Raw genomic sequence first — 17,789 nt, 5'->3', positions numbered from 1 at the left:
CACGCGTAGGCCGGATAAGACGTCAGTCGCCATCCGGCACAGACAATACCGCACGCGTAGGCCGGATAAGACGTCAGTCGCCACCCGGCACAGACAACACAACACGCGTAGGCCGGATAAGACGTCAGTCGCCATCCGGCACAGACATCACATCGTCAATGCCGCTACCAGTTTCTCCAGCGCGGGTGTCGCCTGCAGTTGGTCATACACAATATACAAATCCGCCGGAATACGTTCCTCTAACGGTCGAAATACCACGCCAGGCCAATTCATCTGCGCATAGCTGTCAGCAATTAACGTAATACCAATCCCCATGCTGATCATCGCCAGCACCGTTTGCGGCTCCCTCACCTCACGAATAATCATCGGGGAAAATCCAGCACTCAGGCAAACTCGCTGCAAAAATGCCCAGTCAGTATGAATGGAAGGCATTGTGACAAAATATTCATTTCTCAACGCCTCCAGCGGTATGGACTCACAGGCAGTAAGAGGATGTTCTTCCGGCATGGCAACCAGAAAAGAGGACTCATGCAAACGCAAACTGGTAAACCCGGGAGAAAGCTCCGTAGCCATCCGCCAAATTCCCGCATCCAGTTCACGCCGTTCCAGCATCGTCATCTGCATCGCGGGCATGTTCTCGCGAAACAGCACCTCAACATTGGGATTATCCTTCATAAAACGCCGCATCACCGGACGCATTTTTCCCCACATCGCTGTACCGATAACGCCAAGCTCAATTCGCCCTGCCTCACCACGACCAATTTGCTCCACTCTCGCCAGCGCCTGATTAGCACTGGATAACAGTCGGCGCGACTCTTCCATCAATATCTTTCCCGCGTGAGTTAACGCCACGCTGCGGGAATGACGGATAAATAGCAAAGTGCCGAGCTGTTGCTCCAGCTCTTTAATATGGGTACTGAGCGGCGGTTGCGACATATTCAGGCGAGCAGCAGCACGTCCAAAATGCAGTTCTTCTGCGACAGCAAGAAAATAACGCAGTAACTTCAGATCGATGCGGTGCGTGCGTTCCATGGATAATGCGCTCCTGAAATAAGGATAATGCGCAAAGTTACCACATTGCCTCGCAGAAAATGAAACGGCGGGTATCAGAACCCGCCTCCAATGGAGTGTTAATGTGCCGGTGATTTCTGTGCCAGTCGTTCAGGCTCATGCTTGTACTTAAAGAACAATGCAAAGATAACCGCCAGAGCCAGCGCATACGCGGCAAACACCAGCCAGATAGTTTGCCAATCCTTGACGCCATCGACAGAAAAATAGTCCACCGCCATACCACTCAGAATTGATCCCACCCACGCGCCAACGCCGTTTACCATCGTCATAAACAGCCCCTGCGCGCTGGCGCGAATGTTAGAGCTAACCTCCTGCTCGACAAATACCGATCCCGAGATATTGAAGAAATCAAACGCACAGCCGTAGACGATCATCGACATCAGCAGCAGCACAAAACCAAACGGCGACGGATCGCCAAAGGCAAAGAAGCCAAAGCGCAGCGTCCATGCCAGCATGCTCATCAGCATCACCGTTTTAATGCCAAAGCGTTTAAGGAAGTACGGAATAGTGAGAATAAAGCCCACCTCCGCCATCTGTGAAACGGAAAGCAATATGGAGGGGTACTTCACCACAAAGCTGTCGGCAAATTCCGGGTTACGGGCAAAATCATGCAGGAACGGATTGCCAAAGACGTTGGTGATTTGCAACACCGCCCCCAGCATCATCGCAAACAAAAAGAAGATTGCCATCTGCGGTTTTTTAAACAGAACAAAGGCGTCCAGACCGAGCTTGCTGGCAAGCGTGGTGTTTGCTTTCTTCTCAGCAACCGGGATTTTCGGCAACGTAAGCGCATACAGAGCCAGCAGCAGCGATGCGCCTGAAGCGATATACAACTGCGCGCTGCTCAGTTCCAGTCCCATCAAGCTGACAGTCCACATCGCCACAATAAACCCAATGGTGCCAAACACACGAATTGGCGGGAACGCGGTGACCGGATCCTGACCCGATTGTGCCAGGCACGAGTATGAGACGCTATTCGATAACGCAATCGTCGGCATATACGCCATTGCGTTAACCAGCATCACCCAAAACATAGTCTGCGGATCGGTAACGGTTGTGGCATATAGCAACACGCCCGCACACACCAGATGACAAAGCATATAGGCTCGATCGGCGCGTAGCCATTTATCGGCAATGATGCCCATAATGCCCGGCATGATAATCGCCGCCAGCCCTTTCGAACTGTAAATCATACCGACATTCGCGCCGGTAAAATCCAGGGTATTAATCATGTAGGATCCCAGGGTTACCAACCAGCTTCCCCAGATGAAATATTGCAAAAACGACATGAGCTTTAAGCGAGATGCGATACCCATTTTTCCGTTACCTTGCCATAAAGTAAGACCCCGCAAGCGGGGTCATTTTTTAGTTATTCAGGCCAGTTTGCGCAAGAATCCGCAGATCAAATTGATGAAATTCTGCCGGGAGAGTTCCGCCGCAGCCAGCGTCTGCGCGTGAGATAATTTAACATCACCCAGACCTTCCGCCAGGTTGGTGATGGCCGCCACCGCAACCACTTTCAAGCCGCAGTGGCGCGCAGAGATAACTTCAGGCACCACCGACATCCCCACCACGTCGCCACCGATAATTTGCATCATGCGGATTTCTGCCGCGGTTTCAAAGTTCGGCCCCGGATAAGAGACAAAAACCCCTTCACTCAGCGGGAACCCTTCCTCAGCGGCAACAGTTTGCAGGATCGCACGATAGTCAGCATCATAGGCATTCGCCAGTGAAAAGAATCGCTCGCCAAAACGCTCATCGTTTGGCCCTACCATCGGCGTACCCGGCATCGTATTGATGTGATCGCTAAGCGCAACGAGGCTACCCGGTCCGACTTCGGGACGCAAAGAGCCTGCAGCATTGGTGCAAAACAGCAGCTCACAGCCCAGCAGCTTCAGCGTACGAATGGCATCCGTCATCACCGTCATACCGCGACCTTCATAGAAATGTCCACGTCCTTTCATACAGGCCACCGGAATTCCCGCCAGATTTCCCAACACCAGTTCACCAGCATGACCGTGTACGGAACTCACCGGGAACCCTGGTAGTTTCTCGTAAGAGATGGCAACCGCATCCTCAATTTGATCCGCCAGCGCCCCCAGGCCTGAGCCGAGGATAAAGGCTACGCGCGGCGTAAAATCCGGTTTGTAACCACGAATGATATCAGCGCTATACCAGGGATTTTGCGAGAAAAGAGAGTGGCTCATGAGATGTCCTTAATACTGAGTAATCGAAATAACGTAGCGTACCGCATTGTTATAGCGAGACTACGCAATCGATTACCAATACCGTTTATCCCGATAACCAATAGTAAATCGGTATAGATGGCATGTGCTAAATCGGCCTGAACTCACATTTTTTTTCTGCCAGAAATGGCAAGGAGTACCAACACATCAGGAATTCGTCAGACGAATGGGCTGACAAAGCCCGCCTTGCAAATGACTGACAAACATTTGTTGATTATTAATAAGCGAAAGCAGGTACAACAACGCACTTTCGCTAATCAATAATTAAAACGGGGGAAACAGCTGTTTACTTCTTATAGAGTTCGCTGGTCACTACAGCCTGAGAACCATTGCCTATAGAAGAGAAGTTCTTAATAACAAAGAAATCAGCACCTTCTTTATCTGCCATTTTCGAAATTTTGTGCATACATTGATTCACCGTATTTTCCGTTACGGTGATTGACTTGACATGCTTTAAACTATTGGCTTCTTGTTGCGAGATTTCTGTAGCAGCAAAGGCAGACAGACTGAGAAAACACAAAGAAGCGGCCAATGATGTGACTAATGTCTTTTTCATAACTATCCTCATAACTTACATATTAATATTTGAGCGTCAAGATATACTCTTCACATAATATTGCAAACAAAAACCCTTCTATTTATAAAATAGACGAATCGACAAACATTGAAGAGTAATGAACATCATATGTATTATTCAATAGGTTTATTATAGCGGGTTAAATATTTGCATAATAAACGCAGAAAAATAACACTAAATATCCACGAGGCATTTAGTGTTTTTTGCAATTAATTACCGGCCACTTCGTTAAGAAGGGTTGTCAGGATGCTAACTGGAGCAACAATATTATGTGCAACATCATAGTCAAACTCCAGAACAGTACTTGCATCCTGATAATCTATATGGGTATCACCATTGTCATCCTGCCAAATAACCACCCGTAGGGGTAACTCTATTGCCGCATGAGGATTTGCTTGCATGGCAGGAGTACCACCCTTTGGGTTACCAAACAGAATTAACATCGTCGGTCGCAGAGCAAGACCTACTTCCGTTGCCGCTTGCTGTTGATCAACCTGCACAAAAATACGAATATTTTTAGCATTCAATACGCTGACGAGTCTGTTTACAGTATCATCAAAATTGAACTTACTAGGTAGCGTTTTTGTCCGCTCCGGCTTTCTCATCTGTCGTTCCTTTATTTATAGAATATTCATGAAAATACCCGCCAGCGAATGACGGGTATTGATAAATGCTAGCACAGTTATTTAGGCGTCACTTCGACAGAGCCCCAGCTGATACCATTTGGGTTGTTGTCTACCGGGAGCGTGTTCACTACCTTACGCTCATTAATGTCAATCATCGAGACAGAGTTTGCAAATGAGTTAGTTACGTAAGCATATTTGCCATTTTTATCGACAACCACGCCATGGGCCCCATTGCCAGTGGTGATAGTTTTCGCTACCGTAAGGCTTGCGATATCAATCATGTTTATTGTGTTACCCGGCTTGCTCTTCGAGCCCTGATTGGTTACCAGCATGCTTTTACCATCCGGAGTACCAAACAGCTGGATTGGTACGGTACCAACATTAATTTTCTTCACAACTTTACGCGTTGCTGTATCAATCACCGCTACAGCGTCTTCACCAGACAGGGAAACAAACACCCGTTTTCCGTCCGGTGAGAAACCTACCTGGGCTGGCATTTTACCTAATGGGATCTGCGCGACTTCTTTATTACTGGCTGTATCGACAACGGATACCGAGCCCCCTTTCATATTCGCGATATAAACTTCTTTACCGTCAGGACTCACTCTGAGGCCATGAGGGAATTTACCTACATTAATTGTCGTTAAATTTTTCAAATGTTCTGCATCAATCACGCTGATAGTGTTATCTGCACTATTTGAGATATACGCCATTTTCCCATCAGGGGTGACGACAACATGCGCAGGGTGTGCGCCAACCGGAAGTTTTGCAATAACCGTATCATTTTCGGCATTAATAACCCAAACTTCGCCATGTTCCTTTTTGCCTGCATGAGAATCTTTGCCCATATCCATTTTCTCAGAATGGGCATCTTTACTCATATTCATATGTTCAGAGCCTGTTGAATGTGTCCCGTTAGCACCAAGGTTGGTTACCCAAACTGTTTTATTGTCTGGTGACACCTGAACGTTATGCGGCATTTTACCAACATGTACTTTATCTACAGTCTTTAAAGACGCAGCATCAAGTACATTAACTGAATCTGCACCTTCATTTGCCACATACACTCTGTCTGCTGCAAACGTATAACCAGACCATGCCAGCATACTAATTTGCATTGCAATTAAAATTTTATTTTTTCTTATCATCGCCGCCAATACCCCATTAGTTAAATATATTTACCGGATTAGTTTCAGCAACCAGCTATTGTAGGATTATTTAACATGTCACTAATATTACTCCATCGGGATCGTGTTAATTCTACCTATAACGAGTTACTGTATAAATTGCTTAGTCATTTCATTAATCAATCGCTATACATCATTGTATTAGATACTGCTATCCGTACTTGCGTATAAAGAGTATCAACCTTCCAGCAAGTGGAAGGTCAAGAAAAAAAGTAATAATTTAAAATAGCCTTACAAATCCGCAAGCTAAGCAATTGCCTAAGAATATCGCAGGAGAATTTATAAATATAAAGAGGTAGTCCGGTGCCGGGTAAAAATATAAAAGTTAACGATCAGTTCATCGATACTGAAAGCCAAACTTAACGACATGACAAACACCAGCCATATCGTTAAAGCTGGTACAAAGGATCCCGTGCCCGACCGGCGGTTAATTCACTGGCCTGCATCCGTACTACGTCCCACAGCGCCTGGGCCGCAGTCGATAAAGAACGATTTTTACGTCGTGCCAGCATCAATTGTCGTTCCACAACCGGCGTCAGGCGTTTAACCTGCAAATGGCTGCCCTGTGGCAGAGGAAGCGCCAGCGCAGGCAGCACGCTGATACCAATCCCCGCCTCAACCATCGGGAAAAGCGTGGCAGGGTGACCTATCTCCTGAACGATATTGGCCTCAATGGAAAAGTGAGCCAGTGCCGCATCGATCAACGGTCGACTGCCGGAAGCGTAATCCTGTAATACCAGGCGCTCATGATATAAATCCTGCCAATTTACCCATTCGCGTTGGGCTAGCGGATGATCCTCTCGACACAACAGCAGGAACGGTTCGGATAACACCGCTTCACACTGTAGATCGGTCACAGCACCTGGATCTATCACAATGCCAAAATCTACCTCGCCCTGACGAATACTCTCCAGCACCCACTGTTGCGGACGATCGTGCAGCACAAAATCGATTGCTGGATAAAGCTGATTACTCTGGGCAATACACTGTGGAATAAGGTGAGCAGATATTGTCTGGCTGGCGGCAACGCGCACCGTTCCGGTTAACTGCGTTCCCACCTGGCCTGCTTCGCGCAGCGTGCTGTGCAGTTCATCCAGAATACGTTCCAGCCGCGCCGCCAACTGGTGCCCTGCTTCCGTCAGCACCACTTCCCGCGTTGTTCTATCTAACAACCGCACACCCGTCTGCCCTTCCAGCTCTTTAACGCTGTGGCTGACCGCAGACTGGCTTAAGCCAATGATATCCCCCGCCCGGCTAAAGCTTTTGGCCTGAGCGACGGTAACAAAGATACGGAGCTGACGCAGAGAGTAATTCATCTATTCGATTCATATATGGATGCAATAAATCAATTTTATTTCTCAAACAGAAAAACGCAAAATGTTCCTACCGAATTTCAGGAGCTTTTATGAAACTTTTTCGTATCCTTGATCCGTTCACGATAACGTTGATTACGGTCGTTTTACTGGCGTCCTTTTTCCCGGCCGAGGGTGGCTTTGTACCTTTCTTTGAAGGCTTAACCACCGCCGCCATTGCCCTACTGTTTTTTATGCACGGGGCGAAGCTTTCGCGTGAAGCCATTATTGCCGGCGGTAGTCACTGGCGTTTACATCTGTGGGTGATGTGCAGCACGTTTGTTGTTTTCCCGGTGCTGGGCGTTCTGTTCGCCTGGTGGGCACCGGTAAGTGTTGACCCGATGCTGTACACCGGTTTCCTGTACCTGTGTATTTTGCCAGCCACGGTGCAGTCGGCAATCGCTTTTACGTCGCTGGCGGGGGGTAACGTTGCTGCCGCCGTGTGTTCCGCTTCGGCCTCCAGCCTGCTGGGTATTTTTCTCTCGCCATTGCTGGTTGGCCTGGTAATGAATATACACGGCGCAGAAGGCAGTCTGGAGCAGGTGGGGAAAATCATGCTGCAACTGTTGCTGCCGTTCGTACTGGGACATCTTTCACGTCCGTGGATTGGTAACTGGGTGTCCCGACATAAAAAATGGATCGCCAAAACGGACCAATCCTCCATCTTGCTGGTGGTGTACTCCGCCTTCAGTGAAGCCGTGGTTAACGGGATCTGGCACAAAGTGGGGATTGGTTCGCTGTTGTTTATCGTGGTGGTCAGCATCGTATTGCTGGCAATTGTGATTGGCATCAACGTCTTTGTTGCGCGGAAATGCGGCTTCAACAAAGCCGATGAGATCACCATTGTCTTTTGCGGATCGAAAAAGAGCCTGGCGAATGGGATCCCAATGGCAAATATTCTGTTCCCGACGTCAGTGATAGGAATGATGGTGCTGCCGTTGATGATCTTCCATCAAATTCAGCTGATGGTGTGTGCCGTGCTGGCACGTCGCTACAAGCAACAAACGGACGCATTGCAGGCGCAGCAGAAAAGCCGCGCCGCAAAGGCTTAGAGCGGGCGCTTCAGGGGCTGCACCAGTTGCGTCAGCCCTTCAGTTTTAATCAGCAGCGTGATTTGCATCAGCTCGCCGAGCTTGCCCGGCGGGAATTCATCTTTACGGGCAAACCACAGCAGATACTCTTCCGGTACATCAATCAGCCGACGCCCTTTATATTTGCCAAAGGGCATCACGGTATTGGCGATTTCAACCAGCTGCTCTTTTTCCATCTCAGGCACCCAGTAAGCGGATCATTTCAGCTTCATCGATCACGGCAATACCCAGTTCCTGCGCTTTTGCCAGCTTCGAACCCGCCGCTTCACCGGCAATCACCAGGTCGGTTTTCTTCGATACGCTGCCGGCCACTTTTGCACCCAACTCAGTCAGTCGCGCTTTGGCGTCATCGCGTGACATCAGGCTCAGGCTCCCGGTCAGCACCACCGTTTTCCCCGCGAAGGGGCTGTCGATTTCTTCAGCGTTGATGACCACCGGCGCTGGCCAGTGAATCCCCTGCGCCAGCAGTTGGACGATCACCTCGCGGTTACTCTCTTCAGCAAAGAAATTAAACACGTGGGTCGCTACCACAATGCCGACATCCGGCACTTTTTGCAGCTCTTCAATGGAAGCCGCTTCCAGCGCCTCAAGGGTGCCAAAATGCGCCGCCAGACCAGCCGCCGTGGCTTCACCGACTTCGCGAATACCCAGCGCGTAGAGGAAACGGGCAAACGTCGTTTCTTTCGCTTTTTCCAGCGCATTCACCACGTTTTGCGCCGATTTCGGCCCCATACGATCGAGTCCGGTCAGCTTGCCTGCCGTCAGAGTGAAGAGATCTGCTGGCGTATGGACATACTCTTTCTCGACCAGTTGATCGATAATTTTGTCGCCCATACCGTCAACATCGAGCGCGCGGCGAGAAACGAAGTGTTTCAGCGATTCCTTACGCTGCGCCCCGCAGATTAAACCACCGGTACAGCGAGTGACCGCTTCGCCTTCCACACGCTCAACGTCAGAGTTGCATACCGGACAGTGGGTGGGAAACTCAATTTCACGCGTATCGTCCGGGCGCTCGGAAAGCACGACATTCACTACCTGCGGGATGACATCGCCCGCACGGCGAATGACGACTTTATCGCCAATACGCAAACCAAGACGCTCAATTTCATCCGCATTGTGCAAGGTGGCGTTACTGACCAACACCCCGGCAACCTGAACTGGCTCAAGGCGGGCGACAGGCGTAATCGCCCCGGTGCGTCCAACCTGAAACTCAACATCACGTACGAAGGTCATCTGCTCTTGCGCCGGGAACTTAAAGGCCACAGCCCAGCGCGGCGCGCGGGCAACAAAACCCAGTTGTTCCTGCAACACCATAGAGTTGACTTTGATCACCACACCGTCGATATCGAATCCCAGCGTCGGTCGGTCTTCTTCAACCTTGTGATAGTAAGCAAGTACTTCCTCCGGAGAGTCGCAAAGCGTAACTCTGTCGCTCACCGGCAATCCCCACTCTTTAAATTGCAGCAGACGGCCCAGGTGGGTATCAGGCAGCACACCACCTTCCAGCACACCAACGCCATAGCAGAAGAAAGTAAGCGGTCGCTTCGCTGTGATACGCGGATCGAGCTGGCGCAATGACCCGGCCGCTGCGTTACGCGGGTTAGCAAACACTTTGTTGCCAGTGCGGCGGGCCTCTTCGTTAATTTTTTCAAATCCGGCCTGCGGCAGGAACACTTCACCGCGCACTTCCAGACGCGTCGGAATGTTATCGCCTCGCAGTTTTAACGGGATCGCACGAATGGTGCGCACGTTCGAGGTAATATCCTCACCCGTAGTACCATCACCACGCGTTGCGGCACTGACCAGCACACCGTTTTCATACAGGATACTGACCGCCAGCCCGTCCAGCTTCAGTTCGCAGCACCAGGTTAGTTTATCCGTACTCTTTAGTCTGTCCTGCACGCGCTTGTTGAAGGCGAGAAAACTCTCTTCATCAAACACGTTATCCAGCGACAGCATTGGCACTTCATGGCGAATCTGGCTGAACGCTGCTAACGGGGCGGCGCCAACACGTTGGGTTGGCGAGTCGGGGGTGATAAGTTCCGGATGCTGCGCTTCCAGCTCGCGCAGTTCACGCATCAGGCGATCGTATTCCGCATCGGGAATTTCCGGCGCATCCATCACATGGTAGAGATACTCATGATGGCGAAGCGTGGTTCGCAGTTCTGTCAGTTGTTGTTCGATTGATTCCATATCGCACCATCAATGATAAAAAACCCCCGACAGGCGGGGGTTTAGCAAGGAGATGTCACGCCAGAGGAAAATCAGGCGCGAGATTCTTTAACTTCGCGGATGCGGTCCTGATACTCGCGCAGTTTCTGCGGCGTCATCATGCGACGTTGATCGTCGAGCACCACACCACCCACTTCATCGGCAATGTGCTGTGCGGACTGCAGCATCAGCTTAAAGTTTTGCAGCTCGTCACCGTAAGACGGAACCTGCATAAAAATAGTCACGCCAGGGGTGCTGAAATCACCCGTCATTTCGGGGTCAAACGTTCCTGGGTTAACCATATTGGCAAGGCTGAACAGCGAAGGACCGCTGCCATCCGGGCTCAAATGACGATGGAAAATATTCATATCGCCAAATTTAAAACCGGCTTGCTGAATGCTGTTGAGCAGCACTTCACCGTTGAGCTCACTACCGTGATGCGCCGCAACGTTCATAATAATGACCGCTTCTTTACGCTGCGGTTTTTCAGCAACAGGCGCTTCTTCAACTACCGGCTCAGGCTGCGGTTGATGTTCAACGGCAGGCTCTGCGGGCTGGAAAGCCTGCGGCGCAGGTTGCGGTGCTTGCTGCACGGGCTGCTGAACCTGCGGAGCAACGGGCTGATGCTGCATCGGCTGCTGCACAGGTTGTTGCTGAACAGGCTGATGCTGCACCGGCTGCTGCGGTTGTACAGGCTGCGGCTGCTGCTGAGCATGCGGCGGCGGTACCGGCGCTTGTGCAGGCTGCGGCGCGGGTTGACGCGGCTGAGCAGACGCATAAGGCGGCTGGTACTGGTGTTGCGGCGACTGAGGAGGAACACCATGTTCCTGCGCGTTACCGGGAGCATGATTCACACGATGAACGCGAACTTCGCCCACGCCTTCGTCTTCCTCGACGTTGTCGTCGAACGAATCCTCGTCTTCACGTTTAGACTTCATGCGTTTCAGTGGGCGATCGCGGAATATAGAAGACCGCTCTTTACGGCTAGTCCAAAAACCATGTACCAGTAAAGCGATTATGGCGATCGCGCCAACAATGATTAATATCAGACGCAAATCCTGCATCATTATATTCTCTGTTGTTCTAACACCTTGCCACCACGGCAAACATTTACTCACTAAGAGTATTTGTCGATTACGCCAAGTGCAAGTGCACTCTTGGCTTTCACGGCATAAAGATGAACAAAATTGTGCTTTTTGCTGTTTTTTCGAACATTTCTGAACAGCTTAACGCTCAACAACCCGGTAAGATACGCAAAGTTTACCAGAGCTTATATAACAAGGAGTATGTCCTGACCATGGTTTCATCATCTGCAGTCGTACCTCGCAGCGGCCTTTATTACTTTTCACAGGGATGGAAGCTCATCACCCAACCGGGCATTCGTCGCTTTGTCATCCTGCCTTTGCTGGTGAATATCCTGCTGATGGGCGGCGCATTCTGGTGGCTATTCACACAACTCGATAGCTGGATCCCCGCGCTGATGAGTCACGTCCCTGACTGGCTTCAGTGGCTCAGCTACTTGCTGTGGCCGATTGTCACTATCTCCGTACTACTGGTGTTCGGCTACCTGTTTTCCACCATAGCCAACTGGATTGCCGCGCCGTTTAACGGTCTGCTGGCAGAACAGCTGGAAGCACGCTTAACGGGCGCAACACCGCCTGACACCGGCGTTCTCGGCATCATGAAAGATGTTCCCCGTATTATGAAACGTGAATGGCAAAAGCTGGCGTGGTATCTCCCGCGCGCCGTCGTGTTGCTGATCCTCTATTTCATTCCGGGTATTGGTCAGACCGTAGCCCCGGTGCTGTGGTTCCTGTTCAGCGCGTGGATGCTGGCCATTCAGTACTGCGATTATCCGTTTGATAACCATAAGGTGCCTTTTAAGGAGATGCGCGTCGCGCTGCGCACACGCAAGGTCACCAATATGCAATTTGGCGCATTGACCAGCCTGTTCACCATGATTCCGGTGCTCAATCTGTTCATCATGCCGGTCGCGGTTTGTGGTGCCACGGCGATGTGGGTAGACTGCTATCGTGCTAAGCACGCGTTATGGAAGTAATGCAAAAATGTGTAAAAGCGGGCTGGCTTATGCCCGCTCTTATTCCATACTGCAACGCATTATTTCCTGGTGGCATATAGATATACGAATTCCTTACTTCCCCATACTTTCTCAACAGGTATGCTGAAGCGGTATCCCAATTTCATACAGTTAAGGACAGGCCATGAGTAAGATTTTTGAAGACAACTCGCTGACTATCGGTCATACGCCGCTGGTTCGACTGAACCGTATCGGTAACGGACGCATTCTGGCGAAGGTGGAATCACGCAACCCAAGCTTTAGCGTCAAATGCCGTATCGGTGCCAACATGATTTGGGATGCCGAAAAACGTGGTGTACTGAAACCGGGTGTAGAGCTGGTCGAACCAACCAGCGGCAACACAGGGATTGCGCTGGCCTACGTTGCCGCAGCTCGCGGTTACAAACTGACTCTGACCATGCCTGAAACCATGAGCATTGAGCGCCGCAAGCTCTTAAAAGCGCTGGGCGCAAACCTGGTGCTGACCGAAGGCGCAAAAGGTATGAAGGGCGCGATTCAGAAAGCGGAAGAAATTGTGGCCAGCGATCCGGAAAAATTCCTGCTGCTGCAGCAGTTCAGCAACCCGGCAAACCCGGAAATCCACGAAAAAACCACCGGCCCGGAAATCTGGGAAGATACCGATGGCCAGGTTGATGTCTTTATTTCCGGCGTCGGTACTGGCGGTACGTTGACTGGTGTGACCCGTTACATTAAAGGCACTAAAGGCAAAACCGATCTGATCACCGTCGCGGTTGAACCTACCGACTCCCCGGTTATCGCCCAGGCGCTGGCAGGTGAAGAACTCAAACCAGGCCCGCATAAAATTCAGGGCATTGGAGCAGGCTTCATTCCGGGTAACCTTGATCTGAAGCTTATCGATAAAGTCGTTGCCATCACTAATGATGAAGCTATTTCTACTGCGCGTCGTCTGATGGAAGAAGAAGGTATTCTGGCTGGGATCTCTTCCGGTGCTGCGGTTGCTGCCGCGCTTAAGCTCCAGGAAGATGAAACCTTTACCAATAAGAATATAGTGGTTATTCTACCGTCATCGGGTGAGCGTTATCTGAGCACTGCACTGTTTGCCGATCTCTTTACAGAGAAAGAACTGCAACAGTAGTGCCAGCATGTTAAAAACGCGTAAAAAAGCACCCTTTTGGGTGCTTTTTTGTGGCCTGCTTCAAAGTTTCAACTCGCCTGGCATTGATTCAGCCCGCCGGAACTGGTATTTAACCAAACTAATTATTTTGATGCGCGAAATTAATCGTTACAGGAAAAGCGCTAGCTGAATCGATTTTATGATTTGGTTCAACTCTTCCTTTCGCGGCATAATGTTTAATGACGAACGAAACGTCAGCGGCAAGAAGTTGCCAGCAACGGATTGCACCGAACTCCTTTTGTGTCGCGTCCAGTTTACGCCGATGCTAACAATACAGGCTAAAGTTGAGCCGCCAGGCTAGACTTTAGTTCCACAACACTAAACCTATAAGTTGGGGAAATATAATGTTCCAGCAAGAAGTTACCATTACCGCTCCGAACGGTCTGCATACTCGCCCTGCTGCTCAGTTTGTTAAAGAAGCAAAAGGCTTTACTTCTGAAATTACTGTGACTTCCAACGGCAAAAGCGCTAGCGCCAAAAGCCTGTTTAAACTGCAGACTCTGGGCCTGACTCAGGGTACCGTTGTCACCCTGTCCGCAGAAGGTGAAGACGAGCAGAAAGCAGTTGAGCATCTGGTTAAACTGATGGCTGAACTCGAGTAAGTTCAACGAGTTCTTTTAAATATCAGTCACAAGTAAGGTAGGGTTATGATTTCAGGCATTTTAGCATCCCCGGGTATCGCTTTCGGTAAAGCATTGCTGCTGAAAGAAGACGAGATCGTCATTGACCGGAAAAAAATTTCTGCCGACAAGGTTGATCAGGAAGTTGAACGTTTTCTGAGCGGTCGTGCCAAGGCATCTGCGCAACTGGAAGCGATCAAAACCAAAGCTGGTGAAACGTTCGGTGAAGAAAAAGAAGCCATCTTTGAAGGGCATATCATGCTGCTCGAAGATGAGGAGCTGGAGCAGGAAATCATAGCCCTGATTAAAGATAAGCACATGACGGCTGATGCAGCTGCGCATGAAGTTATCGAAGGTCAGGCCACAGCCCTGGAAGAGCTGGATGATGAATACCTGAAAGAACGTGCGGCTGACGTACGTGACATCGGTAAACGCCTGCTGCGTAACATTCTGGGTCTGGCAATTATTGATCTGAGCGCTATCCAGGACGAAGTTATCCTGGTTGCCGCAGACCTGACCCCGTCAGAAACCGCACAGCTGAACCTGAACAAGGTGCTGGGTTTCATCACTGACGCGGGCGGACGTACCTCTCATACCTCTATCATGGCGCGTTCTCTGGAACTGCCTGCCATCGTAGGTACGGGTAGCGTCACCTCTCAGGTGAAAAACGACGACTATCTGATTCTGGATGCCGTAAACAATCAGGTTTACGTCAATCCGACCAACGACGTTATTGAGCAACTGCGTGCCGTTCAGGAGCAGGTTGCAACCGAGAAAGCGGAACTCGCTAAGCTGAAAGATCTGCCGGCTATCACGCTGGACGGACATCAGGTTGAAGTTTGCGCCAACATCGGTACCGTTCGTGACGTTGAAGGCGCCGAGCGTAACGGCGCTGAAGGTGTGGGTCTGTACCGCACCGAATTCCTGTTCATGGACCGTGAATCGCTGCCAACTGAAGAAGAACAGTTTGCTGCGTATAAAGCCGTTGCTGAAGCCTGTGGCTCTCAGGCGGTCATCGTCCGTACCATGGACATCGGCGGCGATAAAGAACTGCCGTACATGAACTTCCCGAAAGAAGAGAACCCGTTCCTGGGCTGGCGTGCCGTGCGTATCGCCATGGATCGTAAAGAGATCCTGCGTGACCAGGTTCGCGCTATCCTGCGCGCCTCTGCTTTCGGCAAACTGCGTATCATGTTCCCAATGATCATCTCTGTTGAAGAAGTGCGTGCACTGCGCAAAGAGATCGAAATCTACAAACAGGAACTACGCGACGAAGGTAAAGCATTTGACGAGAGCATTGAGATTGGCGTGATGGTGGAAACACCAGCTGCGGCAACAATTGCGCGTCATTTAGCCAAAGAAGTTGATTTCTTTAGTATCGGCACCAATGATTTAACGCAGTACACCCTGGCAGTTGACCGTGGTAATGATATGATTTCACACCTTTACCAACCGATGTCGCCATCTGTGCTGACGCTGATCAAGCAAGTTATTGATGCTTCTCATGCTGAAGGCAAATGGACTGGCATGTGTGGTGAGCTTGCAGGCGACGAACGTGCTACACTTCTGTTGCTGGGGATGGGTCTGGACGAATTCTCTATGAGCGCCATTTCTATCCCGCGCATTAAGAAGATTATCCGTAACACGAACTTCGAAGATGCGAAGGTGTTAGCAGAGCAGGCTCTTGCTCAACCGACAACGGACGAGTTAATGACGCTGGTTAACAAGTTCATTGAAGAAAAAACAATCTGCTAATCCACGAGATGCGGCCCAATTTACTGCTTAGGAGAAGATCATGGGTTTGTTCGATAAACTGAAATCTCTGGTTTCTGATGATAAGAAAGACACCGGAACTATTGAGATCGTTGCTCCGCTCTCTGGCGAGATCGTCAACATCGAAGACGTGCCGGATGTAGTTTTTGCTGAAAAAATCGTTGGTGATGGCATTGCTATCAAACCAACCGGTAACAAAATGGTTGCTCCTGTTGATGGCACCATCGGCAAAATCTTTGAAACCAACCACGCTTTCTCTATCGAATCCGACAGCGGCATTGAGCTGTTTGTTCACTTCGGTATTGATACCGTTGAACTGAAAGGCGAAGGCTTCAAACGCATCGCTGAAGAAGGTCAGCGCGTGAAAGTGGGCGACCCGGTTATTGAATTCGATCTGCCGCTGCTGGAAGAAAAAGCCAAGTCTACCCTGACTCCGGTTGTTATCTCCAACATGGACGAAATCAAAGAGCTGATCAAACTGTCCGGTAGCGTGACAGTGGGTGAGACTCCGGTTATCCGCATCAAGAAGTAATTCTTTTTGCAGAGAAAAATGGCGCCATCAGGCGCCATTTTTTTTATCTGATGGATATCAAAACCCTGCCGGATGGCGCTACGCTTATCCGGCCTACAGCAAACTCCGTAACGTAGGCCGGATAAGACGTTCTCGTCGCCATCCGGCATTAAATCTGTGAGGTGACCGGTCGGTAACACGCCTCGCGCATCAGAATCTTCATCCCTTCCGGCCCGCTTTCCAGCATCCGTCGCTCCGAGTCTGCCACTAACAATTCACAGTCGTAGCCACCCGCAATACCAAACATGGCCCGCGCTACACAGATATCTTCCAGCGCTGCTGCCCCGTTGGTGTCAAAATGTCCAACCATACGCCCATTCTGGCGAACTACCAGCCGGTAACTCTTCATCGCGCCTCCCCTGCCGGTGGCAGAATTAATTCATCACAACCGCACAGGTGCGTCCACGTCATCACGTCCAGCACCCGCTGCGCGGCGTCGTGCGTCGCGGTCGTCAGCGCTTTCCCCAGTACAAGGCCGCTCACCAGCTCTGCACAAAACAGATCGCCAGTCCCCTTCAGATCCGTTTTCACTCGCGGATGGGCTAACACCTCAACCGTTTCAGCCGTCACCACCGCAACGTTAATAATCTCTTCGGTATCCCCCGGCGCGCTGGTTATTACCACCCATTTCAGGGTGTCATTGAGCAGTGATTGTGCCGCCGTAATGGCTTCATCAAGCGTACGACACGGCTTTCCGCTTAGCATTTGCAGCTCGAACACGTTCGGCGTCAGCCCCTGTGCCAACGGCAGCAGGTGCTGACGATAAGCTTCCGGGATTTCGGCTTTCACATACATGCCGCTATCCGTATCGCCAATCACGGGGTCGACCAAAATGCATAGGTCCGGATGCGTGGCCCGAACGGTTTCCAGCCACTGTGCCAGCAAGGCGATTTGCTCCGCGCTGCCCATGTATCCTGTTGTCACCGCCTTTAGCTCACGCAAGGCATCACGCTCGCTTAAGGCGCGGAGATAGCCGCTAAACCAGTCAGACGGAATAACGCCGCCGTAAAAGGTTTCATAATGCGGGGTATTACTGAACAGCACCGTGGGTACTGCCGTCACGCGTAACCCCTGCGCTTTAATGGCCGGGACGGCGATGCTGTTACCTACGCTGCCATACACCACCTGTGACTGGACGGCGACGATATCGGTCTGTAACGCCCGATTCGTGTCGTCAAAGAGCACTGACTGGATATCACTCTCCTGCTCCATAAATTTCTCCTCTCGCTGG

Annotated in this window: 18 protein-coding genes; 6 read left to right on the top strand and 12 right to left on the bottom strand. The window is 50.6% G+C overall.

Translation table 11 applies throughout. The annotated features are described in order from the left end of the window. Positions 1-147 precede the first annotated feature (147 nt). The 7 genes from OGY17_RS21475 to OGY17_RS21445 all read right to left on the bottom strand — a co-directional run bounded on the left by OGY17_RS21475 (position 148) and on the right by OGY17_RS21445 (position 7,023). The gene (locus tag OGY17_RS21475; RefSeq protein ID WP_048234780.1) at positions 148-1,032 is read right to left on the bottom strand and encodes a LysR family transcriptional regulator; all 885 of its coding nucleotides are present in this window, start codon (positions 1,030-1,032) and stop codon (positions 148-150) included. Positions 1,033-1,130: 98 nt separating this feature from the next. Further along, a complete protein-coding gene (locus OGY17_RS21470) occupies positions 1,131-2,387 on the bottom strand; it encodes a nucleoside permease (RefSeq protein ID WP_208743890.1) in 1,257 nt (418 codons plus the stop codon). 57 nt (positions 2,388-2,444) lie between these two features. Further along, positions 2,445-3,278 carry a xanthosine phosphorylase gene (xapA, locus tag OGY17_RS21465; RefSeq protein ID WP_286608310.1) on the bottom strand — a complete coding sequence of 278 codons (834 nt, stop codon included), beginning with the start codon at positions 3,276-3,278 and terminating at the stop codon, positions 2,445-2,447. A gap of 325 nt (positions 3,279-3,603) precedes the next feature. Further along, the gene (locus tag OGY17_RS21460) at positions 3,604-3,873 is read right to left on the bottom strand and encodes a YdgH/BhsA/McbA-like domain containing protein (RefSeq protein ID WP_008785396.1); all 270 of its coding nucleotides are present in this window, start codon (positions 3,871-3,873) and stop codon (positions 3,604-3,606) included. A gap of 230 nt (positions 3,874-4,103) precedes the next feature. Continuing rightward, complete coding sequence (locus OGY17_RS21455; protein WP_286608308.1) at positions 4,104-4,499, bottom strand: DUF302 domain-containing protein; 396 nt, start codon at positions 4,497-4,499, stop codon at positions 4,104-4,106. Positions 4,500-4,576: 77 nt separating this feature from the next. Beyond that, positions 4,577-5,668 carry a YVTN family beta-propeller repeat protein gene (locus OGY17_RS21450; protein WP_286608306.1) on the bottom strand — a complete coding sequence of 364 codons (1,092 nt, stop codon included), beginning with the start codon at positions 5,666-5,668 and terminating at the stop codon, positions 4,577-4,579. A 428-nt stretch (positions 5,669-6,096) separates the two neighbouring features. Continuing rightward, positions 6,097-7,023, bottom strand: coding sequence for a LysR family transcriptional regulator (locus OGY17_RS21445; protein WP_003834913.1), 927 nt, complete (start codon positions 7,021-7,023; stop codon positions 6,097-6,099). Between the two features lie 89 nt (positions 7,024-7,112). Here OGY17_RS21445 and OGY17_RS21440 point away from each other — a divergent pair, with 89 nt between their 5' ends. Further along, on the top strand, positions 7,113-8,111 hold the full coding sequence (locus tag OGY17_RS21440; protein ID WP_100272054.1) for a bile acid:sodium symporter family protein: 999 nt from the start codon (positions 7,113-7,115) through the stop codon (positions 8,109-8,111). Here OGY17_RS21440 and OGY17_RS21435 read toward each other — a convergent pair. The 3 genes from OGY17_RS21435 to zipA all read right to left on the bottom strand — a co-directional run bounded on the left by OGY17_RS21435 (position 8,108) and on the right by zipA (position 11,428). Then, positions 8,108-8,326: a DUF3820 family protein gene (locus tag OGY17_RS21435; protein ID WP_003038102.1), complete on the bottom strand. Its 219-nt coding sequence runs from the start codon at positions 8,324-8,326 to the stop codon at positions 8,108-8,110. The two genes, OGY17_RS21440 and OGY17_RS21435, sit on opposite strands and share 4 nt — an antisense overlap. Before the next feature lies 1 nt (position 8,327). Continuing rightward, positions 8,328-10,343 (bottom strand): NAD-dependent DNA ligase LigA, encoded by a 2,016-nt coding sequence (gene ligA / locus OGY17_RS21430; RefSeq protein WP_060683464.1) that lies wholly within the window; start codon positions 10,341-10,343, stop codon positions 8,328-8,330. A 71-nt stretch (positions 10,344-10,414) separates the two neighbouring features. After that, a complete protein-coding gene (zipA, locus tag OGY17_RS21425) occupies positions 10,415-11,428 on the bottom strand; it encodes a cell division protein ZipA (protein ID WP_048215814.1) in 1,014 nt (337 codons plus the stop codon). 230 nt (positions 11,429-11,658) lie between these two features. On the opposite strand from zipA, the gene cysZ reads away from it, so the two are divergent. From cysZ to crr, 5 genes are all read left to right on the top strand, one after another. After that, positions 11,659-12,420 (top strand): sulfate transporter CysZ, encoded by a 762-nt coding sequence (gene cysZ, locus OGY17_RS21420; protein WP_057066948.1) that lies wholly within the window; start codon positions 11,659-11,661, stop codon positions 12,418-12,420. 163 nt (positions 12,421-12,583) lie between these two features. Further along, a complete protein-coding gene (cysK, locus tag OGY17_RS21415; RefSeq protein WP_003038091.1) occupies positions 12,584-13,555 on the top strand; it encodes a cysteine synthase A in 972 nt (323 codons plus the stop codon). A 383-nt stretch (positions 13,556-13,938) separates the two neighbouring features. Beyond that, entirely contained in the window at positions 13,939-14,196 is a 258-nt protein-coding gene (gene ptsH / locus OGY17_RS21410) for a phosphocarrier protein Hpr (RefSeq protein WP_002913505.1), read from the top strand. A 45-nt stretch (positions 14,197-14,241) separates the two neighbouring features. After that, the gene (ptsI, locus tag OGY17_RS21405; protein WP_008785405.1) at positions 14,242-15,969 is read left to right on the top strand and encodes a phosphoenolpyruvate-protein phosphotransferase PtsI; all 1,728 of its coding nucleotides are present in this window, start codon (positions 14,242-14,244) and stop codon (positions 15,967-15,969) included. 40 nt (positions 15,970-16,009) lie between these two features. Next, positions 16,010-16,519 carry a PTS glucose transporter subunit IIA gene (gene crr / locus OGY17_RS21400; RefSeq protein ID WP_000522253.1) on the top strand — a complete coding sequence of 170 codons (510 nt, stop codon included), beginning with the start codon at positions 16,010-16,012 and terminating at the stop codon, positions 16,517-16,519. 148 nt (positions 16,520-16,667) lie between these two features. On the opposite strand, the gene OGY17_RS21395 is transcribed toward crr, so the two are convergent. Beyond that, on the bottom strand, positions 16,668-16,907 hold the full coding sequence (locus OGY17_RS21395) for a hypothetical protein (RefSeq protein WP_008785406.1): 240 nt from the start codon (positions 16,905-16,907) through the stop codon (positions 16,668-16,670). Next, entirely contained in the window at positions 16,904-17,770 is an 867-nt protein-coding gene (gene pdxK / locus OGY17_RS21390; protein WP_167820180.1) for a pyridoxine/pyridoxal/pyridoxamine kinase, read from the bottom strand. Before pdxK ends, OGY17_RS21395 begins: the two co-directional genes overlap by 4 nt. Positions 17,771-17,789 lie beyond the last annotated feature (19 nt).

Source organism: Citrobacter sp. Cpo126 (assembly GCF_030332445.1).
Lineage (GTDB): Bacteria > Pseudomonadota > Gammaproteobacteria > Enterobacterales > Enterobacteriaceae > Citrobacter > Citrobacter portucalensis.
Note: the sequence above shows the minus strand (reverse complement) of the source record. Positions and strands in the feature narration are given on the sequence as shown.